This is a genomic window from Acinetobacter sp. AS23 (genome assembly GCF_023612055.1).
GTDB lineage: Bacteria > Pseudomonadota > Gammaproteobacteria > Pseudomonadales > Moraxellaceae > Acinetobacter > Acinetobacter oleivorans.
On sequence record NZ_CP082274.1, the window covers coordinates 3,636,309 to 3,661,801 of the forward strand.

At 40.4% G+C, this 25,493-nt stretch carries 17 protein-coding genes; 10 read left to right on the forward strand and 7 right to left on the reverse strand.

What is annotated here, in order from left to right:
* Positions 1-36: 36 nt before the first annotated feature.
* The 5 genes from K6I41_RS17240 (at position 37) to K6I41_RS17260 (ending at position 5,111) form a co-directional block, all read left to right on the forward strand.
* Positions 37-1,881: a monovalent cation:proton antiporter-2 (CPA2) family protein gene (locus K6I41_RS17240; protein WP_192834273.1), complete on the forward strand. Its 1,845-nt coding sequence runs from the start codon at positions 37-39 to the stop codon at positions 1,879-1,881.
* A 163-nt stretch (positions 1,882-2,044) separates the two neighbouring features.
* Positions 2,045-2,920, forward strand: coding sequence for an Hsp33 family molecular chaperone HslO (gene hslO, locus K6I41_RS17245; protein WP_005301920.1), 876 nt, complete (start codon positions 2,045-2,047; stop codon positions 2,918-2,920).
* A 135-nt stretch (positions 2,921-3,055) separates the two neighbouring features.
* Positions 3,056-3,667 (forward strand): LysE family translocator, encoded by a 612-nt coding sequence (locus K6I41_RS17250; protein ID WP_005301917.1) that lies wholly within the window; start codon positions 3,056-3,058, stop codon positions 3,665-3,667.
* Positions 3,668-3,813: 146 nt separating this feature from the next.
* On the forward strand, positions 3,814-4,770 hold the full coding sequence (locus K6I41_RS17255) for a DnaJ C-terminal domain-containing protein (RefSeq protein WP_250374843.1): 957 nt from the start codon (positions 3,814-3,816) through the stop codon (positions 4,768-4,770).
* Positions 4,771-4,781: 11 nt separating this feature from the next.
* Positions 4,782-5,111: a chaperone modulator CbpM gene (locus K6I41_RS17260; protein WP_151766772.1), complete on the forward strand. Its 330-nt coding sequence runs from the start codon at positions 4,782-4,784 to the stop codon at positions 5,109-5,111.
* Between the two features lie 242 nt (positions 5,112-5,353).
* Here K6I41_RS17260 and K6I41_RS17265 read toward each other — a convergent pair whose 3' ends face one another.
* From K6I41_RS17265 to rpsO, 3 genes are all read right to left on the reverse strand, one after another.
* Positions 5,354-6,565, reverse strand: coding sequence for a magnesium transporter CorA family protein (locus K6I41_RS17265; protein ID WP_005301909.1), 1,212 nt, complete (start codon positions 6,563-6,565; stop codon positions 5,354-5,356).
* A gap of 85 nt (positions 6,566-6,650) precedes the next feature.
* Entirely contained in the window at positions 6,651-8,738 is a 2,088-nt protein-coding gene (gene pnp / locus K6I41_RS17270; protein ID WP_250375806.1) for a polyribonucleotide nucleotidyltransferase, read from the reverse strand.
* Positions 8,739-8,996: 258 nt separating this feature from the next.
* Positions 8,997-9,266: a 30S ribosomal protein S15 gene (gene rpsO / locus K6I41_RS17275; RefSeq protein WP_002114951.1), complete on the reverse strand. Its 270-nt coding sequence runs from the start codon at positions 9,264-9,266 to the stop codon at positions 8,997-8,999.
* Between the two features lie 210 nt (positions 9,267-9,476).
* Here rpsO and K6I41_RS17280 point away from each other — a divergent pair, with 210 nt between their 5' ends.
* Positions 9,477-10,775 carry a serine hydrolase domain-containing protein gene (locus tag K6I41_RS17280; RefSeq protein ID WP_250374844.1) on the forward strand — a complete coding sequence of 433 codons (1,299 nt, stop codon included), beginning with the start codon at positions 9,477-9,479 and terminating at the stop codon, positions 10,773-10,775.
* Between the two features lie 700 nt (positions 10,776-11,475).
* On the opposite strand, the gene recD is transcribed toward K6I41_RS17280, so the two are convergent.
* From recD to K6I41_RS17295, 3 genes are all read right to left on the reverse strand, one after another.
* Positions 11,476-13,227: an exodeoxyribonuclease V subunit alpha gene (recD, locus tag K6I41_RS17285; RefSeq protein ID WP_250374845.1), complete on the reverse strand. Its 1,752-nt coding sequence runs from the start codon at positions 13,225-13,227 to the stop codon at positions 11,476-11,478.
* A 108-nt stretch (positions 13,228-13,335) separates the two neighbouring features.
* The gene (locus K6I41_RS17290) at positions 13,336-17,034 is read right to left on the reverse strand and encodes a UvrD-helicase domain-containing protein (protein ID WP_250374846.1); all 3,699 of its coding nucleotides are present in this window, start codon (positions 17,032-17,034) and stop codon (positions 13,336-13,338) included.
* 3 nt (positions 17,035-17,037) lie between these two features.
* Positions 17,038-20,673: an exodeoxyribonuclease V subunit gamma gene (locus K6I41_RS17295; protein WP_250374847.1), complete on the reverse strand. Its 3,636-nt coding sequence runs from the start codon at positions 20,671-20,673 to the stop codon at positions 17,038-17,040.
* Positions 20,674-20,842: 169 nt separating this feature from the next.
* On the opposite strand from K6I41_RS17295, the gene K6I41_RS17300 reads away from it, so the two are divergent.
* The gene (locus K6I41_RS17300) at positions 20,843-21,349 is read left to right on the forward strand and encodes a hypothetical protein (RefSeq protein ID WP_005301888.1); all 507 of its coding nucleotides are present in this window, start codon (positions 20,843-20,845) and stop codon (positions 21,347-21,349) included.
* 22 nt (positions 21,350-21,371) lie between these two features.
* Here the strand turns inward: K6I41_RS17300 and pap are convergent, their stop codons facing one another.
* Positions 21,372-22,790: a polyphosphate:AMP phosphotransferase gene (gene pap, locus K6I41_RS17305; protein WP_250374848.1), complete on the reverse strand. Its 1,419-nt coding sequence runs from the start codon at positions 22,788-22,790 to the stop codon at positions 21,372-21,374.
* Positions 22,791-22,999: 209 nt separating this feature from the next.
* Between pap and K6I41_RS17310 the strand changes: the two genes are divergently transcribed.
* From K6I41_RS17310 to K6I41_RS17320, 3 genes are all read left to right on the forward strand, one after another.
* Positions 23,000-23,707: a DUF8198 family protein gene (locus K6I41_RS17310; RefSeq protein WP_250374849.1), complete on the forward strand. Its 708-nt coding sequence runs from the start codon at positions 23,000-23,002 to the stop codon at positions 23,705-23,707.
* Positions 23,708-23,854: 147 nt separating this feature from the next.
* A complete protein-coding gene (gene ubiE, locus K6I41_RS17315; protein ID WP_005301878.1) occupies positions 23,855-24,802 on the forward strand; it encodes a bifunctional demethylmenaquinone methyltransferase/2-methoxy-6-polyprenyl-1,4-benzoquinol methylase UbiE in 948 nt (315 codons plus the stop codon).
* 11 nt (positions 24,803-24,813) lie between these two features.
* Positions 24,814-25,482 carry a ubiquinone biosynthesis accessory factor UbiJ gene (locus K6I41_RS17320; RefSeq protein WP_005065906.1) on the forward strand — a complete coding sequence of 223 codons (669 nt, stop codon included), beginning with the start codon at positions 24,814-24,816 and terminating at the stop codon, positions 25,480-25,482.
* Positions 25,483-25,493: the final 11 nt, after the last annotated feature.

A 25,493-nucleotide genomic window follows, 5' to 3' on the forward strand; every position in this document is an offset into this window, starting at 1 on the left:
TACACTTAAAAGAGACTAATACATTCGAGGCAATGAATGTCATTCCTACTGCAAGCAACAATCTTTCTTGGAGCTTCTCTGATTTTAGTCCCTCTTGGCAAACGCCTAGGGATAGCAACAGTTTTAGGTTATTTATTTACAGGAATACTTCTAGGTCCTAGTGTTTTAAACATTGCACATGATCCTGAAGCAATTATGGAACTTGCCGAATTCGGTGTCATTTTATTGATGTTCCTTATTGGTTTAGAACTAAGACCACAGCGGTTGTGGGAAATGCGTGACTCTATTTTTGTAATGGGAAGTCTGCAAGTCCTCATTAGCGGTGGCGTACTTATGCTGATCATACTATTACTCTTTAAGCAGCAGCTTTCTGTTAGCTTTGTCATTGGTTTTGCCCTTGCGCTATCTTCCACCGCTTTTGTATTACAGCTTCTGACTGAAAAGCAGCAACTCAACACCACTTATGGTCAGCAGTCTTTTTCGATTTTGCTCTTTCAAGATATAGCGGCGATTCCCTTACTTGCCATCATTCCATTATTGGCAGGAACAGAATCAACCCATCACGGGATCGCTTATTTTGCGGCGATTATTGCAACCTTTACGGGCTTGTTTTTGTTTAGTCGCTATGTGATGCGTCCATTCTTCCGCTTTGTTGCCAAAAGTGGAGCGACTGAACTTATTACAGCAGTAGGATTATTTATTATCCTTGCAGTTGTCTTGCTTATGGATACTTTAGGAATTAGCACGACGTTAGGCGCGTTCCTCACAGGTGTATTATTAGCAGATTCAGAATTTCGTCACGAAGTTGAAGCGAGTATTGCACCGTTTAAAGGTTTACTACTTGGCTTATTCTTTATGACCGTGGGTATGACCACCCAACTGTCACTACTCATTGAAATGCCTTTACTTATTATTGGTGGAGCAGTCGGCTTATTGCTCATCAAAACACTGATATTGACTGCCATTGCCCGCTATAAAAAATACAGTTGGAACAATAGTTTGCTTTTGGGCACTTGCTTGGCACAAGGCGGAGAATTTGCTTTTGTAATTCTGAGTCTTGCCAAAAGTGAGAAAATTTTAACTCAAGCTCTATTAGAGCCAGTGACCCTTATTGTGACGTTGTCGATGGTACTTACCCCAGTGATTTACTGGATTATGGCAACCCAGGTCATTCCTCTGTTTAATAAAGAACGGCCACCTGAGTACGATGAAATTCCTCAGCAGGATAACCCTATTATTATTGCTGGTTTTGGTCGATTTGGACAAATTATTGCGCGTATTGCCCGCTTGCAGCACTTAGGCTTTACTGCAATCGACAATAATCTTCATCAAGTGGACTTTGTTCGTAGATACGGCGGTAAGCTCTATTATGGCGATGTGACCCAGCCAGATTTATTGCGTTCTGCGGGTATTGAAAAAGCCAAAGTATTTATTTTAGCGATTGATGATGTTGAGGATTCAATGAATGTCGCTCGCCATCTCAGATTAAATTATCCAAACTTAAAGCTGTTGGCTCGTGCTCGTGACCGTCACCATGTCCATCTTTTAAGAGATTTAGGCGTTGAATACATTTGGCGTGAGACGTATTTATCCTCATTAGGTATGGCTTATCGCGCCTTACGAGAACTTGGTATCTCAGATGAACAAGCCTATAACAATATCGAAATCTTTCGGGATTATGATGAGAAATTGCTCATACAGCAGCAAAGTATTTATACTGATGAACAGAAGATCTTTGAAACACATCGTAATGCCTTAGCCGAACTTGAACATTTGTTTGAAAGTGATGCGCAGCAACAGGCTACATCAAAACATGATGTGAATTTAAAGCGTCATTTACAGCCAAATCGCATCGACATTACAAGAGATCATCTAGAATAACTTGAGATTTCAGAAAATGGCTATATTAAGGACTTATTCACATTGCCTAAATAATTGGACAATGGGCACAAAGCTGCCCCTGTCCGGCTTGCGGCTTCGCTGCATTTCCTAAGCTTGATTAAAACGAAATAGTTATACTCTGCTTAGGGCCCTGGAGAATATTATGTCTGATTTACGCCAACGCTTTTATATTGAGAACTTTCCGGTTCGTGGGGAAGTAGTTCATCTAGAAGAAGCACTACAAACTATCTTAGCTCAACGTGACTATATGCCTGCGGTTAAAATTCTGTTAGGTGAAATGTTGAGTGCGACTGCATTACTTGCAAGTACACTAAAAATCAAAGGCCGTATCAGCTTGCAAATCCAGGCTAGCGGCACCTTTAAGTGGGCAATGGCTGAATGTAATCATTTGGGTGAAGTACGTGCTCTAGCTGATTACGAAACAGACCCACGCTTCATCGAAGCAACAGACAGTAGTACAGTTCTTGGCGCTTTAGTTAATCCAGTTTTATTTATTAATATTGAACCTGAATTTGGCGAGCGTTATCAAGGGATTGTCCCTCTTGATCAAAAAACTTTAGCGGGCTGTTTAATGCAGTATTACGATTTGTCTGCACAAATTCCAACTCGTATTGTGTTAGCAAGTACGACAAAACGCTCTGGTGGTTTACTGATTCAGCTTTTACCACGTCATGATGAAGAAGAGCAAAACTTGGTCGATGAAGATTTATGGCCACGTTTGACGATGTTGACCGAAACATTAAAAGCCGAAGAGCTGACCAATTTAGATGCAAACGAAATTTTATATCGTTTATATAACGAAGAAGAAGTTCGTTTACCAGAAATTGAAGCACTAAAATTTGGCTGTACATGTTCAAAAGAACGCTGTGCAAATGCGCTGATTCAAATTGGTGTAGACGCTGTTCATGAAACCTTAGAGGAACAGAACCCTATTCGTATGGATTGTCAGTTCTGTAATACTCAATACACCTTTACTGCTGAAGAAGCTTTAGCATTATTTGGTGAACATTTGAGTTAATTATTAAAATTTATAAAAAGGCGGATATACCGCCTTTTTATTTGTCTGTACTTTTGATGATAGTTTTCAATATTTTATTTTAAATAGGATAATATAAGGCTACTTTATAGCCTATAAATAGATCCTTAAAACGCCATGAATTATTTTGATTATTTTCTCTTTATTTTTAGCGTAATTATTATGATTGCGACCCCTGGCCCCGTAATGATTTTAGTTGCAAGCGCTGGACTTAAAGGAGGCTATAAAAAAGCGCTTGAAACCATTTTTGGTACAAATCTAGCATCTCTTGTCTTAATTTTTATTTCAGTACTCGTTTTAAAGGGAGTACTGAGTGTTAATGATAGTTATCTCAATATCATTCGAATTCTAGGCTGCCTATATATTGGTTATTTGGGTTTTAGTATTCTTAAAGAAGTGATTCAAGCACCTCATCCAGAAGCAATACAAACAGTTTCAGCACAAAATGGTGGCTTTAAAAAAGGCTTTCTCGTCGGTATTTCAAACCCTAAAGATATTATCTTTTTCTCGGCCTTCTTTCCGCAATTCGTCTCTATTACCCCTCAATTAAATTTAAGTCTAACCATACTCACCCTGACATGGATTGTTTTAGACTTCCTCACCTTATCTTTGGTTTATATATTCTTCCGTCGCCTCTCTAACAGTCATTTATATCCAAAAATATTAGGGCTATGCGGTTTATTACTTTTACTTATTGCCCTGTATGGCTTATATCAAAGTTTCATCTAAATCATGAAAGGTATGGGCCTCATTTGCCTATACCTTTTTCTATCAATTTCATTAGGGAATAGAACAACTCTTATACAATCTAGCTTATTGAAAACTCTAAAAATCGTTTCATAATGAAATAAACAACTCCATCGTGATAAAACATTATGGCAAAAAATTATTATGAAGAATTAGGGGTTACACGCAAAGCCTCTGCTGATGAAATTAAAAAAGCTTATCGGAAACTAGCCCGTAAATATCATCCTGACATCAGCAAAGAAAAAGATGCAGAAGAAAAGATGCAGGCCATTAATGTTGCCTACGACACGTTAAGCAATGCAGAAAAAAAAGCTGAATATGACCAGATGTTAGATCACCCTCAAGGTTTTAATAACTTTGGTCAGGGTGCTGCACAAGGCGGTTTTGATGGAGCACAGTTTTATCGCCAAGGCTTTACAGGTGGTGAACAAGCAGATTTTAGCGGTTTTGAAGATTTATTTGGACGCTTTGGTGCAGGATTTGGTGGTGGTCAGCAACAGTACCAGAGACAACAGCGTAGTTATCGCGGTGAAGACCAACATGCCAGCATAGAAGTTGATCTTGATATTGCCTATCATGGATCAACGCAACAGATTACCCTGCAAATCCCGACCATGAATGCTTATGGCGAACCTGAAGTTCAACGCAAAACCTTACAGGTGAAAATACCAAAAGGTATGAAAGAAGGTCAGCAAATTCGCTTAAGTGGACAAGGACAAAGTGGTATCAATGGCGGTGCCAACGGCGATCTTTATATTGAAATTCAGTATAAAGATACTGACCGCGTTCATGTTGAAGGTAGCGATGTATATTTGACTGTAGATGTCGCGCCATGGGAAGCTGCCTTAGGTCAAGGTATTGAGGTAAAAACACCAGCTGGACCTTTAAACGTCAACTTACCTCACAACGCAAAACAAGGACAACAGCTACGTTTAAAAGACAAAGGGATACCACATAAAACGCCAGGCCATCTCTATTTAATTTTAAATATTGTATTCCCACCCGCACATTCTGAAAAAGAAAAACAAGCTTATCAGCAACTGGCTGAAGCCTTTGCTTCATTCGAACCTCGTTCATCTCATTAGGGAGCAAGATCATGACAACCATTCATTATCGCGAAATTGTATATGACGGCCATACCTTTAGTGCGGAGGTCGTTGATGAACAATCTACATTTGATCTACAACAATTTGCTCAAGCTTGTGGTCAAAGCCCTGAGTGGATTATTCAGTTAATTGAATATGACATTTTATCAGTCGACAAAACACCAGAAGCACACCAATTTATCGGTGAAGATGTGGCACGTGCACGTAAAGCTTATCGTCTGCAACGTGACTTTGACGCAAGTTTGGCAGCAGTTGCGGTGATGTTAGATTTGATTGATGAAGTACAACAACTTAGAAAACAGTTGAAGCATTTTCATTGAGGAATAGCATTCATACAGCATAAAACCCTAGTTGAAATCTGATAGTCGGGAAAGCCATCTGCAACCTGCGTGGTATCAATCAGATAGTGCTTTTGTAATACTGTTATTTAAAAGTATTGAACAGGTTTTGCAGATGGCAATGGTTTTGCCTACTTTTGCCGAAACAAAAGTAGGTCGAACCGAAGGTTAATGACTATATTAAATAACAACTCAGCAAGACCCCGACGTGCAAAAATAAAAATTCATTTCAACCGAGTAATTTTCTCTAATTCCTTCACAGTCTGTTTAATCGGCTCATATTCCAAAAACCAAAACAAATTCATCCGATCTTGACGATGCTGTTGAGCCAGTAAATCAATCACACTTTTTTCACCACGCCCAACCAAGTGCTGCCGATAAAAATAGTACAACAGAAAAATCGTACTAATCAGCATGGCACCCAACATAATCCAGAAACCAACAGGTGATTTAAGACCAGGAATAAACTCAAAGTTCATTCCATAAATGCCCGTTAAAAGGGTAAGCGGCGCAAAGACTGCCGTGATAATCGCAAGAATCCGCATGTTTTCATTAGTTTGGTTCGCAATAGCAGAAAAATGTAAATCAATGGCCGACTGAATTGCGCTACGTAACCGTAAAGTATGTTTTTGAATACGTTCCACATGACTCATTAAATCATTTAAACGAACCAGTAAAATATCTTGAGAATTATGGATGTGACTGCCAACAACATGATGGTAATTTTCTACAATTTCATCTCGAAATTCTTGAAGGGTTTCGATTTGTTCTTCACATAAATTTTCGACCTGTTGAAAGGCCATATTCTCATGGAACAACTGGTGCCATTGTTTAAAACGACGATTACCCTGCAATAGTTGTTGTTGCCAATGCTCTACTCTTCTCGTCAATGGTGAGCGGATATCAAGATAACCATCAACCATACTATTTAACAAGCGTAACGATAAATCGACGGGTGAATTCGGTAATTTACGGGTTTTGTTTTGTTCTTCTAAAGTTTTACATAAAATATTTTCGAGACGTTGAATATAGTTTTCAATCGACTTATTCCCCTGCTCGCGCACACTAATCAGCACATCAGGTGTTAAAATAAAACTAATCGGCGTCGTTGCTAAGCCAAAAACACTATCTTGTGATTCTGCATGCTTAATTTCATCGTCAGGCGTAACCAATTTCTTAAAAATTAATAGGTCATATTCTTCAAGTGTGTCAAATGCACAGGGATGTTCAATGTTGGCAATATCCCGCATATGAAACTCATTAATAACCACACCTGAAAGCTTATGAATCTCTTGTTGCCATTCTTCGTTATGGTTAACCACATCCGTTCTGACACTATCAATCCAGAAAAACTCCAGAACATGTTCACTATGCTGTTCGCGGCTTAAAAAGACATAGCCGTCGCTTTGATGGCGATAAAAATAATAAACCTGCATACCACAACGATCTGTTTTTGTATTACTTGCATCATGCCATAAAAAAAGTCCGCATCAAGCGGACTTTTTCGTGTCATTCAAACAATTATGCTTGTTCGATGTCTTTCATAGTCAATTTAATACGACCACGATTATCAACATCAGCAACTTGTACTTTCACTTCTTGACCTTCTTTAAGAACGTCAGTCACGTTCGCAATACGTTCGTTTGAAATTTGCGAAATGTGAAGAAGACCATCAGTACCCGGCATGATGTTTACAAACGCACCGAATTCTACAATACGGATTACTTTACCGTCATAGATCTTACCTGGTTCAACTTCAGCAGTAAGTGCTTGAATTTTTGCAATCGCAGCACGAGCAGCAGCTTTAGTTTCACCAAATACGCGAACTGTACCGTTATCTTCAATATCAATTGCAGCTTTAGTTTCTTCAGTAATGGCACGAATCGTTGCGCCACCTTTACCAATAACATCACGGATCTTGTCTGGATTGATGTTAATCACTTCAAATGTCGGTGCATGTGCGCTGATTTCAGCACGAGCACGTGAAATGACTTTATTCATTTCATTCAGGATGTGCATACGACCAGCAAATGCTTGGTTTAATGCAACTTCCATAATTTCTTCAGTGATACCTTCAATCTTGATGTCCATTTGAAGCGCAGTAATACCATTTGCAGAACCTGCTACTTTAAAGTCCATATCACCTAAGTGATCTTCATCACCCAAGATGTCAGAAAGTACTGCAAAACGCTCGCCTTCTTTCACTAAGCCCATTGCGATACCAGCAACTGGTGCTTTAAGTGGAACACCCGCATCCATAAGTGATAATGAAGCACCACATACAGAAGCCATTGAAGATGAACCGTTAGATTCAGTAATGTCAGATACGATACGGATTACGTACGGGAAGCGGTCAGCAGCAGGAAGAACTGCTTGAACACCACGACGCGCTAAACGACCATGACCAATTTCACGACGCTTAGGGCCAGACTCACGACCAGTTTCACCTACAGAGTATGCAGGGAAGTTGTAGTGCAACATGAAGTTGTCAGTTTTAGTACCTGACAATGTATCAACCATTAATGCATCACGAGTATTACCCAAAGTTGTTGTTACCAACGCTTGAGTTTCACCACGTGTAAATAATGCAGAACCGTGAGCGCGGTCTAATACACCAACTTGAACGTCGATACCACGAACAGTTTTAGTATCACGGCCATCAATACGTGGTTTACCTGACAAGATGTTGTCACGTACTGTACGGTATTTAAGGTCTTCAAATAATTCATTTACTTCGTCAGCAATACCAGTTTCGTCATTTTCAGGAACGAACTGAGCTACAGCTTCTGCATAAAGTGCATCAAGTGCTGCATAACGGTCTTGTTTAACCGCAATTGTATATGCTTCAGAAATTTTAGCTTCGAAATCTGCTTTTAATTGCTCAAGAAGCGCTTCGTTTTTGCTTGGAGCAACCCAAGTTGATTCAACTGCACCAGCAGCTGCAGCAAATTCTTTAATTGCTTGAATCGCAATTTGCATTTCGTCATGACCGAAAAGCACAGCACCAAGCATTTGGTCTTCTGAAAGCTCTTTAGCTTCAGATTCAACCATTAATACAGCAGATTCTGTACCAGCAACAACAAGGTCAAGATCACTTTCTTTCAACTGTTCAAAGTTCGGGTTAAGAACATATTCACCGTTGATTAAACCAACACGTGCGCCACCGATTGGACCACGGAAAGGAGTACCAGCAATAGATAATGCTGCTGATGTACCAAGCATTGCTGCAATATCAGCATCCATAGTTTTGTCAGAAGAAACAACTGTTGCTGTTACTTGGATTTCGTTGAAGTAACCTTCTGGGAACAATGGACGAATTGGACGGTCAATAAGACGTGAAATTAAAGTTTCAGCTTCAGAAGCACGGCCTTCACGCTTACCGTAACCACCAGGGATACGACCAGCTGCATATTGTTTTTCTTGATAGTTAACTGTTAACGGGAAGAAGTCTTGACCCGCTTTTGCTTTAGGTTGAGCAACAACTGCAACTAAAACAGTTACGCCACCCATTGTAATTAAAACTGTGTTTGCTTGACGTGCAACGCGACCCGTTTCTAAAACGACTTGATGTTGACCGAATTGGAATTCTTTACGAACGATATTAAACATTGACATGTATTGTATTTTCCTAATTTTATTCTAGTGAGACCCCTAAGGTTTGGCATTCAGACTACAACTGTTGGTAGATAAATGACAAAGCTTAGAAGCCATCACACTAGGCCAAAAATTTTAAATAATATTAAACGCAAAGAAGGAGCGCACAAGCGCCCCTTCTAAACATCACTTAATCTAAAATTAAGTGAAACTCTCTTTTCAGCGATAAAGCATTGCGACATGCGAAATAGCGAAAACAAAGTGAAAATCGAATTAACGACGTAAACCTAAAGCACCGATCAAAGCAGTGTAACGACCGTGGTCTTTACCATTTAAGTAGTCGAGCAATTTACGACGTTGGTTAACCATACGAATCAAACCACGACGGCTGTGATGGTCGTGTTTGTGAGCTTTAAAGTGACCTTGTAAATCATTGATTTGAGCAGTCAATAAAGCTACTTGTACTTCTGGTGAACCAGTGTCATTTTCAGCGCGAGCAAATTTAGCAATGATCTCTGCGCGGTCTGCATTAGTTAAAGCCATTCGATTTCTCCGAGATGCTTAAAAAAGTAAACGATATGAATCAGTTGAGGCAACTGACTGCCGTGCATCACTACAGCAAGTTGCCTATTTTAAGGTATCTATAGGTGGATTGCAAAATAGTTTTCAGTAACTTGTCATTTTAGACACTGACATGAGCATGCTAACCCTGCACACTAGCTTTGAATAAAAAGAAAGAAGCGCGAGGGACGTGTGAAAATTTTTTCAACCAACACTTGTCCAGTACCGGACAATATTGAGCAAGTTATTCGTCATCAAGATGAAGTTGCTGCTGAACAGGGTGAAATGAGTGAGCGCCAGGTTAAAAAGATCTGGAACAGTATAGAAGCACTATATAAAACCGGAAATTATCCACTTATTACCTTCTGCTTACGTAGACAAGGTAAAGTTTTGCTGAACAGAAGCATTGGATATGCTCAAGGGAACTCTCCGGCAGGACTACAAGAGAATGCCCTGATTGCGACTCCAGATACGCCCGTTTGTCTGTTTTCAGCATCTAAAATGATCACGGCCATGCTCATTCATCTACTAGATGAAAAAGGCGAAATCAATTTGCTTGATCCTGTTAGCTACTATATTCCGGAATACGGCGTAAATGGTAAGCGCCGTGCAACTCTCTTTCATTTATTAGCACATCGTGGCGGTATCCCCTATATTGATGGCGATGTCACGCCCGAACTCCTATTTGATAAAGATGAAATTTTAAAACGTTTATATGCTGCCAAGCCTGTGTCTCCTGCTGGGAACCATCTTGCCTATCATGCGGTTACGGCGGGTTATATTTTAGGAGAAGTCATTGAACGGGTGACTGGGCAAGATTTACGTGAGTTTGTGCATCAAACTATCGAAAAACCGATGGGAATGCCTTATTTCAATTATGGCTTAAAACCAGAATACCGCTCAGAGGTAGCCTTAAACTGCGCAACGGGTCTACACCCTCGGCTTGGTACCGATCATTACCTGAACCATGTATTAGGTGGAGGGTTGCAACTTGCAGTTGATGTGACTAACGATAGCCGTTTTATGGATACAATTTGCCCAGCCGGCAACATTTATACGAGTGCAGAACAAGCTGGACGTTTCTTTGAAATGCTTTTAAGTGGTGGAAGCTACGGCGGTCAGCAAATATTCAGTGAGAAAACAATTTTCAGGGCAACACTGCCGACCACAGGCGTTAACATTGACCGTACTTTATTAATTCCTATGCGCTATGCCTTAGGTCCAATGTTAGGTAGTAATCCTGTAGGTCTTTTTGGTCCAATGACGGGGCAAGCTTTTGGTCATTTAGGATTCTCCAACATTTTATGTTGGGCCGACCCAGAAAGAGATATTAGTGTTTCTCTATTAACAACGGGCAAATCGGTCGTGGGAACTCACCTACCTGCTTTAGCCAACGTGCTTTATCAGATTTCAACACAATGCCCACGCATTCCTAGAGATCAGCGCCGGTCTTTGTTTGGCAGCGACGCTCATGAAACGAACTTAGTGTAAATCAAATAAAAAACCCAAGCATTTCTGCTTGGGTTTTTTGCGCTGTAGTTTTTGTTTATCGTGTTATTTCTATTTTTATTATCGTTGGTGAGACGCTAGTCACATCCTTCTTGTTGTTTTAACTGACTTCCGTTGTTTTGTTTCTATTTCCTTATGTGATGTATTGTGACATATCCAATTATGAAGAAAAGTAGTATTTTTCTTATCATCATGTAAGCAAAAACGTACAGGTCTGTCTAATATTTAATAAATAACGGTTTTTGCCCCATTATCGTACAGTTCTGTATAACATTTAACTTAACAATTCACAGGAAAAATGGGTGTTTAAAAATCATATTACAGATAAATATATTGATATTATTGATATAAATTTTTAAAAGAAATTGCACTCAATATTGGCTTAAATCCGAACTTTTCTGATAATTTTTAGAAGTAAATAAAATTGAGAATATAAAAAAGCCCTGTAGTCTCTCCCAAAACTACAAGGCTTAGCGGCTGTAAGTTTCCTCTTTATACACCTACATCATTGTAAGTTCGCAGTCTCTCGACTTAAGCTATTATTATTGTGCGATTTTGCCCGACATTCCTTGCCAAGCTCGTTGTGCGTTTATAATCTCAAAAACGTGGGGTGTACTCTAGCAGCAAATATCTCGAATCTATGTAAGCTTTTTCTTACAAGGGTAAAAATATTAAGTTTGGCTTAACGAACTAACCGATTAACTTTCTGAACTAAACCACTTTTTCGTGTCGTACGAACTGTAAAGGACTGTAGTAAAGCTTCGGGATGAACCAAAAGACTTACTACTTTTTTAGCGCGTGTAATCGCAGTGTAAATAAGCTCTTGGCTTAATAAATTCTTTGCGGCTTGATCTAAAACGACAGCAGTGTGTGTAAATTCAGACCCTTGCGATTTATGAATCGTTAAAGCGAAAGCACTTTGAATACTTTTAGGTAATCGATTTGCAGCGACCCATTTATTCAAACTTGGAAAATATACTTCAAACTGCTGAGGTTGAGTTCTGTGTTCAAAACACAGACCAATGTCACCATTTGAAATACCGAGCTGATAGTCGTTATAAGTCATCATTACCGGGCGACCCACATACCATCCCCCTACTGTCACTATTGAAAGTTGTTGCTGTATCCAACGCTGCGCATATTGATTTAACTGCTGTAATCCAAATGGACCATGACGAACAGCCGTTAAAATGCGGTAGTCATCAAATGCTTTTACTATGTTTTGGACTTGTTCAATCGAGCGTTCTTCTTTTAAATAATTTTTTAGGCTTTTTACATATCCTTGGAAACCGAGCATGAGCTTCTGATAGTAAATTTCAACTTCTGCGTGATTCCCTTCCGGCAAATACTCAAGTTGAACCACATCTGGCATATCAACTTCTAAAGGAATTGAACGTAACTCCGAAACCTGAACAATGTCGATTTCAAACTGTTGCAAAACCTGCTCATGATTGATCTGACTGGTTTGCATTTGAATAAAACGTGCCACCTGCCCAATCAACGCCCCTTCAGCAAAACGGCGACTGGTTTGTAATTGTATCCTGTTGTCGGCGAGTGCCTGTATTTGTTGCAAGTCAGCAAGTACCGCTCCCACATCGACGGAAGCGAGCTGATTTGCATCTCCTAATAAAATAATTCGACAAGACTCTGGCACCGCCTCAAATAGAAGAGTAGCTAGATTTAAATCCAGCATGGAAGCCTCATCCACGACAATCACGTCATAAGGAAGTGGTTGTTTTTGATTAAACCGTGGTGTTTGACTATGTCCCATCCCCAATAATCGGTGAATTGTTTGCGTTTCCTGATTCCTTAGTTCTTCACTAATTAATCCAGACTCAAGCAATTTAGGGTCATTAAACGAGTTCTGTAAGGCTTCTTGCATGCGCTGTGCAGCTTTACCCGTCGGAGCAGCCATCGCTACACGAATATGTGGAATTGCTTGGCTAAGCACTGCAATAATACGTGCAAGCGTATAGGTCTTACCCGTACCCGGCCCACCCGTAATGATACTCAGGCTCTGCCGAGCAACCATTTGTAAAGCTGCCTGTTGATGCGGGTCTGTGAGTAGGTCTAAGTGGTCATCACAAGATACAGGTTGAATTAATTGTTGCTTTAATCGACAAATTTGTTCTGCAAGTCGTTGCTCTAGATGCCAATATCGGTATAATGCCAACCCCTGCTCATCGTAGACGCATGGGGCAACATTTGAGGCGGCTTGATCGGCAGATATAGCAAGCTGACCAAGTGCTGCAATTTGCTCAGAACTGACATCGATACAGCTATCACCTTGTAAGCTCGCTTCAATAAGCTGCTGCAAGTAAGAAGTGGCTTCTGACACTTGCGATTGCTCAGTAAATGGAGCCTGATTTAAGAAGTTACTCCACGTTGTTACCCAGCTTAAATCGGCCTGTTCAGAGCTATTTAGATTGTCCACACACTTATCCACCTAGTTTTCCACACGCTTGTCCACATGGTTATAGACAGGCTTATCCACATGCCAAATATTTGTTAATATTAAAATTACATACTTTATCAGCATTTTTCATGCAATTTTATCCTCAGCAAAATACCCTAAAATGGCATCAAGACGCAGAATAAACTCAATGCTAGGCTGCCAGTAATAATAGCCCTGCTCAGCTTCACCATTCATGCCACGTAAATAAAGATAAGTTGCCCCACCTAAGTGTTGCTCAATTTGGTAATCCTGCATTTTGACTTGCAAATAGCGATGTAATGCAACGAGATATAAACCTGCCTGTAGCCAATAACTTGCTAAAGACATGCTTTGGGCAATGCTATCGCTACGATAATCTGCAAGATCATCACCTAAGTAATTACTTTTATAATCGGCAATGTGGTAACGCTGCCCATCAAAATAAACTAAATCGATAGAACCATTGAGGTAACGTGCTGAACGTGCTTCAAGTAATTCAGGCATATTCAAACCATACTCAGCGAAAAGCTGCTGAATACGTGTCATCGCTAGAACCCGATCTGACAACGCCAAATAAAAAGGAAACTCTGACAAATACTGCTCTTGTTGAAGCTGATTTAGTCGGAAACCTTGATCAAGCGGCGTTCGCAAAATATCTTTCAGCCACTCGGCAACGGACTGGTAAAGCAGATTTTTGGCATCTTCTTGCTCTGGGAAGCTCTCGTTATATTTATTAAGTAAATCTTGCCAAAGACTACTATAGTCATTTTTAAAACGACGACGTATTTCACTTACCCAGTCATCTGAACATTGAAAATCGATGTGCTCAAAGATTTCATGTAAGAAATTACCAGCAAGCGTTCCTCGCGGAAAGTTACTCTTGATCCAATCAATCGGCTGAGCACTGATTGCTTCAGCAGTGTTAATTAAATCCAGCTCATCTTCTGCTAATACAGCATCATTGCTCTGACTCGCTAATAAATCTGTGCCAGCCTTATGTTTTAAATGCTGTGCCAAGTAACTGAAACTGGTTTTACCTCTCGAATAAAAACGTTGTTCAGGAAACCGTTGTGCTTGTATTTCAATAATACTTGTTTGTTTGGCTAAATGAATTGCCTGTGGAATCTGCTCTAAAACCATTTCATCCGTACAGCAACGGTGTTGAAAAGGCTCAGTCCTATTTTTCCAAAACGCGAGGCCTGATACTGATTTACCATCAAGATCTTGTAAAAGCGCGTAGACGCGGTGGCTTGCTCTCGTTAGAGCCACATACCAGAGGCGATTCTGTTCAGCTGATGCCCGCTCTTCATGCTGCTTAAGTTCAACTTCATTCAAATAAGTTTTATCAGCAATCGCAACGACACGTTGAGTCAAGGTCTGACTTGAGTCTGGTTGGACTACATCTTGGGTCGAAAAATTCAGAGTTTTGTTATTTTCTCGAAAGGGCTTGTCTGCACCTAATAAGAAAACAATCTTAAATTCCAGTCCTTTTGACTGGTGAATTGTCATGAGCTGAACACCAGCTTCACTCGACAATTTACGCTCTAACTCCCAATCACGATCGAGAGGAGAACTCAACTGTTTGAGATACCAATGATAGAGGTTTTGCGCGCCTGAGTATTTCTCACTATGCTGACTCAAAATTTCAGTTAAATGACGCAAGTTCACCACAACCCGTTCATTATCTTTACTTTGGGCAGCGACCAAATTTTGCCATATATCAAACTGGATGAGGCATTGTTGCCATGCCACTAAAAAGCCTTGAGCGAACCACAACTCTCTAATAGTGTCAAAACCAGTCATAAACTGGCTTAACCCTTCGGCTGTCTGCTCAAGCTGCAATAGTTGTTTTAAATCCATGGCAAATAGACGGCTAATTAAAGCCCGCTTCACTTTTGCCTCATCGTAAGGGTGAAGTATTGCTGTCAATAAAGCACCGACGTCTTGAGCAATCGTGCAATCAAAAACACTTCGTTTCGATGGACGATTAACCCGAATGCCTAAACGCTCTAACTCATATTGAACTTTATCAAGCCCATCATGATTACGGGACAATACTGCAATATCATCTTCGTTTAAGGCTTGAGTCTGAGAGTCTTTTTGAAAATATAAATGACCCTCATGAGAACGGTTGAGTAAATCCCGAATCTTCCATGCAACTTGCTGAGCCTCTGTTTCTTTGTCTTTGAGCATCAACCAGCGCAAAGGATGAGGATTATTATTGTTGTGTTCAATCAGTACAGGATGAGGTCGAGTACCTGCCCGAATCGGGTCATATTGAACCTGTTCACCAAAGTCAATTTGCCGTTGAAATAACGCATCAACAACTTCAACCAGATCGGCTACCGAACGGTGGTTATGAATTAACTTATATTCGCGCCCATGTTTGGCTTGAATATCTTTATAGGCATTTAAGAAGGTGAGCATATCCCCACCACGGAAACCGTAAATCGCCTGTTTACGGTCACCCACCATAATCATGCAACCTTTTTGGTAGCGCTCTGGATGGCGCCAAATGCTCGCCAGCATATCGTCTTGATCTTGGTTAGTGTCCTGAAATTCATCAACCAAAATTAAGGGATAACGTGCCTGAACAAATACAGCAAAACGCTGCCCCTGCTCACCTTTTAAAGCTTCAGAAAGTGTACGAATTTGCTGAGAAAAAGTCGTCTCACCCTTGTTTTGCAAAACCTGAGGTAAACGTTTTTTCACCTCTACACATAAATAGGCTTTTAAAAAAATATGAAGCTGGTCGAACTGCTCGGCGTAGTTTTTCAGCACACCAAATAGCTGTTGAATCTGTTGGATACAAGGATGTTGATAGAATCCATCTGAAATTTCAGCAGGACATTTCTTGAAAACTTTCTGATCGGCAAGTTGACCTAAAAACTTAAAAACAAGCTCACGTTGTGCAGTCAAAGACCCATCAAAAACCAAAATGCTGTCGCTTTGCGTTAGAACTTGCAACAGCTGCGGTAAGCATTCACTAAATAATTTGTTAAACGCCCCATTACGAAATACGGTACCACTCACATGTTTATAGTGTTCGCCATCAAGCTGGTAATAGTTTTCTAAAAGGCTTAAGTCAATTTCTGTCGCCAACTGTTTGAGCTGAGCAAGTTGTTCAAACTGAATGGTTGGTTTTTCAGGAAGTTTAAAATGAGCAGAACTAAAATTCAGTGAGTCTTCGACAAGTTTGACAAAACTATCGACACTTTTTAACTCACCTGCCAGATACAACGCATCAATCACGGTCTGAGGTTGAGACTGTATCCATTCACGCAAAACATCATGAATTAGTTGTCGACTATAAGTTTTGGCATCATCAGTAATTTGAGCACGTTCAATTTTGCCACTCTCAAAGGCAAACTCACGTAACAATTTTTGGCTAAAGCTATCGAGTGTTCCGACAAATAACTCGTCTAACTGATCGATGACCAGTTTTAAACGTTCACACGCATATGCAATACGCGTCGCAAAGCTTTTTAAAATATGTTGGAGTAATAAGTCAGGCTCTTGCTCAGCCTGCGTCATTAATTCGTGTTCTGTAAAACTGCGTTTGGTCTCTAAGTAACGATACGTTTCGACCAGACGGGCGCGAATACGACTTTTTAACTCAGCAGCGGCAGCACGGGTAAACGTGGTCGCAATGACTTGTCTAGGCAAGTACTTTTCAAGAAAGATACGGACCATCAAACTTGATAAGGTATAGGTTTTTCCTGTACCTGCCGAAGCTTCAATTAAGTGTAAGCCACTAAATTCAATATCAATAATAGGTTGATAAGACACCTGTACTCTTGAGTTCATGTCTTACTCCGAATGTTGAAATTGAAAAACCGGATGATACAGATCATACGCAAACTCATCACAAGCATGTTGAAGCAAAGCTTGCGCATCTTGTTCTTGTAAAATAAAGCTCCAGTCTCGATGCAACTTGCAAGCTTCATTTTGAGTCATATCCATTGTGGTAAATGACCCTGTTTCATTCCAGTATTTTAACAGCTCAGTGTAGCTCTTCTCATCCAGTTTTGCTTTTTCTGCCTGATTTGTTGTTTCCCACTGATATGCTTTGGCTTTTTCTAATGGTTTTAATAATAAGGCTGCTGGTAGAACCAATGGTTGTTGCTGTGCATGACGCCAGATTTTAAACCATGGTTGTAAATATTGCCGAGCTTGCTCAGAACTAACCCCACTACAAATCACAGTTTGATCGCTAAAAACAACAATACGGCGTTTTTCAGCTCCTGCACTTCTCTCATTCAAATAAGCTAACCAAAGTAAGTGTTCCAACCAGACTTTCGCGCGTCTTTTTGCGCGGGCACTTGAAGGTTCCATACTGACCCAATCCTGAGTTTCAGACTTTGGAACCGTAATATTCATATGAAGCTGTTTAGCAATTCGCCAAATACGCTGAGTTGTTTGTGTCACTGCTGGTGCATATTGATGAAGGCGTTCAAGCAAACATTCTTGCTCAAACACACCTTGTTGCCATGCGCTATATTTGACTTTACCTACAGGCAACTGATCAATTAATACTTCTGGTTGTGCGTGCTGTTCCGATTGCTGTAAAAAATGTCGGATCGCATAGCGCCCTAAACCATCTAATAATAACGGTTCATTTTGGTCGAGCACTCCGACACTTCCTAAGTTTTCTACCCCTAAAGTTTTCAAATATAAACGTGCAGGAAACGTCACATCCTGTATCCACTGCTGGCTATCTAAAACCAACATGTCAGGGGCTTGTAGCGGATAGGTCGTATTTGCCCAAGGTTGGCGGTTTCCTGAGACTTGCTGAATTTGTGAAGCGACTTTAAACCAGTGATCTTGATAACGGATCACACTTTTTTGTACAGTAAAACCTTTCGGGTCGAATGGCTGTAAGTCATGTAAGTGATAGAGTTGTTTTAATTGTGATGGAATCTCAATTCCTTCAATAACTACATTTTCAGGTATATCGTCTTCAGCTTTCACAATCAGGGCAAGGTGTTCACGGAACTCTTGAAGAATACTGGAAGGATCCCGTACCTCTCCATCGTTCACATCAAACCCGTTATAAAACAGCCATAAATTGTCTTGGGCTAATAATAAAGCATCTAAAAAAGCACCTTGATCGTCTTCAAGACGAGAGCGGTCACCTAACTGTTGACGCAGTGCATCCATTAAATCAAATGGCACATGGGTATCACGGTTTGGAAATTGCCCTGCATCCAGATTTAGCATGACCATTAAGCGATAAGGTAACGGCCGAATATGTCCAATTTGAGCAAAGGTAATCTGCCCTGTTGGTTCAGCTTGTGCACTTTGGCTTTCTAAAGTTCGCTGAATTTCTTCAATAATATAAGGCAGAGGCAACGTAATTTTGCGCAAAGTTCCGGTTTCTGTCTCGGCGTAATAGCTTGCGAGCGTCAACATTCGCTCTTGTTTCTTAACAATTTCCCGAACAGCTTTTAAAGCAGCAACACCGACCTGCTCAAATTCAACAATATCTCTGCCCAATACCTGAAGCCAATATTCAACCGTGTAGACTTTCCCCTGTTCATGTAGAGTCAGCCAATCACGGCGCTCATTCAAATCTTGATAAATTTGAATGAGTGTACCAATCAGCTCGAAATCGCTCGGTTGGACTTTGGCATAACTCAACACCTGATTAAATGTCGCATGCACAGGCACGGCAATACCAAGAGCCAATCGCTCTAAGGCAAATTTAAAGCTATATCGGTAATCATCATCACCGTCACACAAACTTCGCTTGAGATGTTCTGCATCAAGCCCTCGTTTAAAGCCTGCATCGGCGAGTAAATTTAAAATTCGCTCAACCTGAACATATTCAAGTTCATAACGTTGCTGAGTCGCATGTAAGCTTAACCAGTCAGCAAAATCATCAAAGCTAAAACGTCCCTGCATCAGTTGAATACGCCCAATCACGGCGCGCCATGCATTCAGTGCATCAAGTGATGCAACACCTGCGATTTTCACAGGCAAATGCACACCTTGCTCTGTGGCCATAGCAGGAAATACACTTCGAATTAAAGGCTCTATGTCAGCCAAATTAGGAACTAAAACTAAAATATCGTTTGGTCTGCGCGGCTGCTCATGCGTTTTAGCCAACCAACAGATTAATTGCTCTTTTAATACTTCAAGTTGACGTAGCGTCGAATGACAAACATGAATCTGAATAGAGTCATCGTCTGGGCCAAGCTCATATTGTTTAGCTTGGGGCTCCACTAAATGCAAAATATCTGACTGAACTTTACCGAGTAAACTTTCAGGAAAATCATCCACAAAAGCATCAACCCACTTACCTTCTTCACCCGTAGATAAATTTGATAATAGTGAAAAGTGGTCGCGGGCTTGTTTACCCAGTCTGGTTAAAAGCGGATGTCTGGACTCACGCGCTTCTGCATTAAAGTTGAGTGTAAATTTATTAAAGAAATCACTAATTTCAGCATCTGTTGCCTTGGGATTTTTTGCAATAAAACGCTCTTTTACCCCTAGGTCATAACGCTGCTTCCACAGTGGATCGACACTATCGGCCCAATATTCTTGTGAAGGGTTATAGTGCAAAATCAATACATCAATATATTGACCTAAACGGCGCAAGAACTGTAACTGGCTTGGTGGTAAATCTAACAAAGTAAAGATCACCACCTGATTAGGTAATCTTGAAATAGCGTGCTTACTACGGTCCGGATGATCTAACTCTTGCCAGAACAACGCATCAATTTGCTGCATCTGCACAAAATCATCATGAAAATGTTGCTGCCACAACCAACGCTGCCAGCGTTCTAGCTCCACTGTTTGGTGCAATGCAAAAGCAGTCACTTCTTCATCTTTTTGTACAATATATTTTTCAATATCGAGTGCTCGACCCTGCCCCCAAGCAGACAACCAGTTTTCAGGGCAAGTGCAACCATTTTCACAACCACGCTGGCACTGTCCACGATAAATCATATAGTTGCTAAATAAATCAGCAACCTGCTCAGCGACCCAATACAGCATTTTTTGTTTTTTTAATTGTTTATCTATGCCTTGTTCGAGTCGATCTGCGCTGTCATAAATACGCTGAACTATAGAATGTAAAGGATGCGATGTATCTATACTCATCGTGTCAGGTTGGATAAATTCGTGCAAAGCCTGATGCACCCGCCATTTAAAAATCAAACGGGGGATGTTGGCTTTACGGACCTGTTCTTTATGCGCAGTTAAGACTTGCTGATAGGCATACCACTGGAAGCCGCGTACTCGTTGGTGAAACTGGTAATTGGCACTCATGCCTTGCTGTTCTGCAAGTTTTTGTATCAGCCACTGCTCGACTGCAGGACTTGGAACAATAAAATGCTGGGTTTTCAAAACCTGTAATGGATGCGCTGAAGCTTGAGATGTAGACGCTAATACACCTTGCAACAACACATCAATACGTTGACTTTGAATAACATGGATCCCCATTTATTTCATTTCCTGCTTGCATAATTTATGCACAAAATCATAAACATTCATTACTATACAACTGAATCTGACTATGTCACGTTGGTTTAAACACAGCATAATTTAACTTCAGGTGTCACTTACACTTGGTTTGAATGACGCCATCAAGAAATTTATACAGGTAGACATTATGAAAATTGACAAGATTCCTGACTATATTGATCCTAGCCTAAATCTGGAACAAATTCGCGATGAGTGCCATGATCTCATCAAAAAAAGAGCTTACGTCTCAGCAGGGGCGGCAATTGTACCGATTCCTTTTTTTGACGTGGTGATAGATTTGGGAATTTTGTCGTACCTGATTCCAGATATCAATTCCCGTTTCGGTTTAGCCCCTGAACACGTAAGTGTCTATGACCCAAAAACTAAAACAATTCACTGGGATGAGCTACGTAAACGTGGTTTTGAATTTTCAGGCTTTGTAGTGGCACGCACGACCGTTAAAAAAACATTTAATGGCTTTTTTGGCAAAATCGTAACGAAACAGGTGACTAAATTTATACCGCTAGGCGGACAAATTGTAGCAGCTAGTTTAGGCTATTTCATGATGAAAAAAATAGCAGAAACTCATCTTACTGACAGTTATAATCTTGCAAAACGTATTCAGCAAAAAAGCCGAACCACCATTGTAAATTAATATATGCCTTATGGCTGAGAGCTTAATCTGCTCTCAGCTGTTTTAAAACCGCCCTTAATACTTCTAGACGTGCCGTATATTTATCATCAGTTGCAACAATATACCAAGGTGCGTAGTCAGTACTGGTTCGCTCAAACATATCTGCTGCGGCTTTTAAATAATCATCCCACTTATCACGATTACGCCAATCTTCTGCGGTAATTTTAAAACGTTTATGCGGTGTCTCTTCTCTGGCCTTAAAGCGCTGCTCTTGCTCATCTTTGCTAATCGCAAGCCAAATTTTTACAACAATTGTTTGGCTATCAAATAAATCTCTTTCAAAACGATTAATTTCGTCATAAGCGCGCTGCCACTCTAAAGGTGAAGCAAAACCTTCAACACGTTCAACAAGTACGCGCCCATACCATGTCCGATCAAAGATTGTGATTTTCTCGGCTTCATTAATGCGGTTCCAAAAGCGCCATAAGTAAGGATGTCGTGCTTCAAAGCGTTCAGGTGCTCCAATACAATGAATATCATATTCACGCGGGTCTAGGTTTTTAACAATTCGCTTAATTGCACCCCCTTTACCAGCAGCATCCATTCCCTCAAAAGCAATGACGACATTACGTTTATCGAAACGCATGGCATCAGCAATTTTTTTGCTTAGTTTATCGAGCTCTTTTTTGTATTCGGCTTTTTCAAGGGGTTCATTAGAAGGTTTTAATAAACTCTCTGGAATTTTAGCCTGCTGCCATTTTCCTTTGACTTCGGTTTGATGATCAGGAAGCTGACGCATGTGTTGTAAAAGGTACTGAGCAAAAAACTGATCACGTTGCTTTTCATCTTCGCCATCAATAATGTACCAGTCGTCGGTAAAGCGACGGCGTAACTTTTGCAAAGTGTCATATTGTTTCTTGTTACGCCAGTCTAGGCCATGGAGCTTATGCCAGTGTTGCTCAGATGGGTCAATTTTGTCTAAACGCTTTTGTAATGATTTCCATGAAAGATCGAACCAGACTTTAACCACATCGACATAGTTATTTTTTAGATCTTGTTCAAATGCCCGCATATTTTCAACATAAGCATCAAAGCGTGCCTCATCTAAAGGTTCAGATACATGCGTTGCTGTAACGAGCAAATCGCTATACCAATTACCAAACATCACCACAATTTGACCTTCGGTAGGAATAAAACCCGAATAAGATTGCCAAAATGCTTCTGTATCTGTCAGTACACGTGGTGCATCTGCTTTGACTCGTAAATATCTAGGGTCTAACCACTCGCGAAGCTGCTTAACCGCTTCCCCTTTACCTGCCAGCTCAATACCACTCATTAAAATCAGCGTGCTTTTAGCGTTGGGTTTTCCCCGACTTTCTTTTAACGCATATTGTGCTTCAATCAAGTCAACTGAAAGCAGTTCTTCATCTCGAATTTCAAATTTTGGTTGTTGTTCACTCATAGTCCACGGCTCTAATCTTTTATTGTTTAATTTCGATGATCTTTAACTTATGCGGTTAAATGATGAATTGCTATACAAATTATGTCATTGCGACAAAAATCTGTCTAAGAATTGACGCATGAATCATTTTTTTTACATCTACTCGCCATAGTACAAGGTTACAATGCCTTTTATGATTTTTTGCAAATAGCCCAATATTAGAGCCTTAAATGTCTAAACTCGCTGCTTTTGATGATCTTTTACAACAATATAAAACATTTAATTATCACGATAATCCAGTGCTTGCCCAGCGTTTGCAAGATGTACAAACATGGCTAAAAGAGCGGATGAAAGATACGCATCACGACTTTTTTAATCTGCCTGAACATAAACTCATGTCAGAATATTTTTTAAATCGTTTATATGGTGGTCCAGAGTTTGATGCTCTTGCCGCTCAAATTGAACGCTTATTGAAATATGCTCATAAAGCCGAAAAAGTATTGCCTGAAAATGCAATTAAAACTGGCACTAAATCAGTAAGTTTAGCTGTACTTGCAACTCAACTTGATGAGCAAGTAGCTATGCAGCTTCTTGAGGACTATCCGGCTGATACAGTACTCACTGATGAGATTATGCGTTTAACCTTAATCAAGCTTGACCAGGCAGAAGCTCGTTATCAACAGCTTGCTCTTCTTGATGATTTAGGCGCAGCACTCGATAAATACATGCGCTCATTTATGATGTTTACGGCCTTTAAAATGTGTAAAGGTATTGCCCAGAAATATCAATTCGAATTGATGTATGATTTTATCCAAGATGGTTTTAGTGCGATGAAACCGTTAAAATCAGCTGAGAACTTTATCAAGACTTTTACTGAAAAAGAACGCCAAATTATTGAAAATGTACATTCAGGGCATCCGAATCCGTTTAGAGTGTGATAAGGTCGGCACAGAGAAAAAATCAACCTTACGAAGTTGAGATTTTATTCATTATATTTGCATGATGATGCCTGTAAAAATAGACAAAATCTGTCATCATGCAGAACTTATTCCGTTTCACTTGAGTTTGAGTCTAGGAGAGACAATATGTCTAACGAAAACCAAAAGCCAACATCTCCAACTGAGCAGGCACAAAGTTCAGACAAAGTTAGCCCATTCCTAAGCTCACCTTTACCGTCAGGTACCCCTCAAGGGCAACAACAATCTTTACAACAAACCTTAACCGACACACCTGTTAATGGTTCTGTACCGAAATACAATTTACCACGTGGTGCTGGCAATACTGGCAACGTTGGTGAAACCACCCACTTCGGTTATTCAACTGTTAGAACTGAAGATAAAGCTCAAAAAGTTGCAGAAGTATTCCACTCGGTTGCAAGCAAATATGACTTGATGAATGACTTAATGTCATTTGGTATTCACCGCCTATGGAAACGCTTCGCAATTAACATGTCTGGCGTACGCCGTGGTCAACACGTATTAGATATTGCTGGTGGTACAGGCGACTTAGCAAAAGTATTTAGCCGTGAAGTTGGTCCTCAAGGTCATGTCGTTCTTTCAGACATTAACGAATCTATGCTGAATGTTGGTCGCGACCGCCTAATTGATGCAGGCTGTACCAATGTTGACTTCGTACTTGCTAATGCAGAAACTTTAGAGCCTTTTGCAGATAACAGCTTTGACTTACTCACCATTAGCTTTGGTTTACGTAACGTTACGGATAAAGATGCAGCGCTTGCTTCTATGTTCCGTGTGTTGAAGCCAGGTGGTCGTTTACTTATTCTTGAATTTTCTAAACCTGTATTTGAGCCATTCTCAAAACTTTATGACCTCTATTCATTCACTGCTTTACCGATTATGGGTAAATTGGTTGCGAATGACTCAGAAAGTTATAAATATTTGGCTGAATCAATTCGTATGCATCCAGACCAACGCACCTTAAAAGGTATGATGGAAAATGCTGGCTTCCAGAACTGTGACTATCATAACCTTACTGCTGGTATCGTTGCCGTTCACCGTGGCTTCAAACTGTAAGGGATAACGATATGTGGTCGATTCTGGCACTCGGTGCAGTCGAACGTATCATTCATCATCTGATCGATCTGGATGCGGTTACACGCATTCAGCTTAATCAGTTACAGGGCAAAATGTTGCGTGTTGTGATTGATAGCCCGCAGCTTTCTGTCGATGTATTCTTTGACCAAGAAAAAGTACGTCTTGAACCTACTGCAACAGGGCACAGTGAAAAGCCTTCTATTTTTGAACAACGCCCTTTTGATGCGCAATTCAAAATTTCTGAAGCAACAGCAACTTTGCATGTTAAAGATGTCGTCGAACTGATTAAATTATTGGTCAGCGATCCAGATCAGATTGGCAATATCCCATTGCAAGGTGATTACCACCTGCTACAGGATATTCAAAAGATTATGCAGCAAGCTGAACCAGATTTAGCTTCGCACTTATCCAGATGGGTCGGTCCTCAACTCGCCCACGAAATTGGCAAGATTCAACTTGCACCAAAACATTTAAAACGCTCTCTTCAAAGTCATCTATTTTTTGCAGAAGACGCATTAAAAGAAGACAGCGGTCTATTTGCCCCTCGTTGGGAAATGGATGATTTAACTCAAGCAACTCGCAAGCTTAATCAAGACATTGACCGTTTAGAAGCAAGATTGCAGCAACTCAACACACAACTACAACCCTCTCAAGACTAGGTAAGACCGTA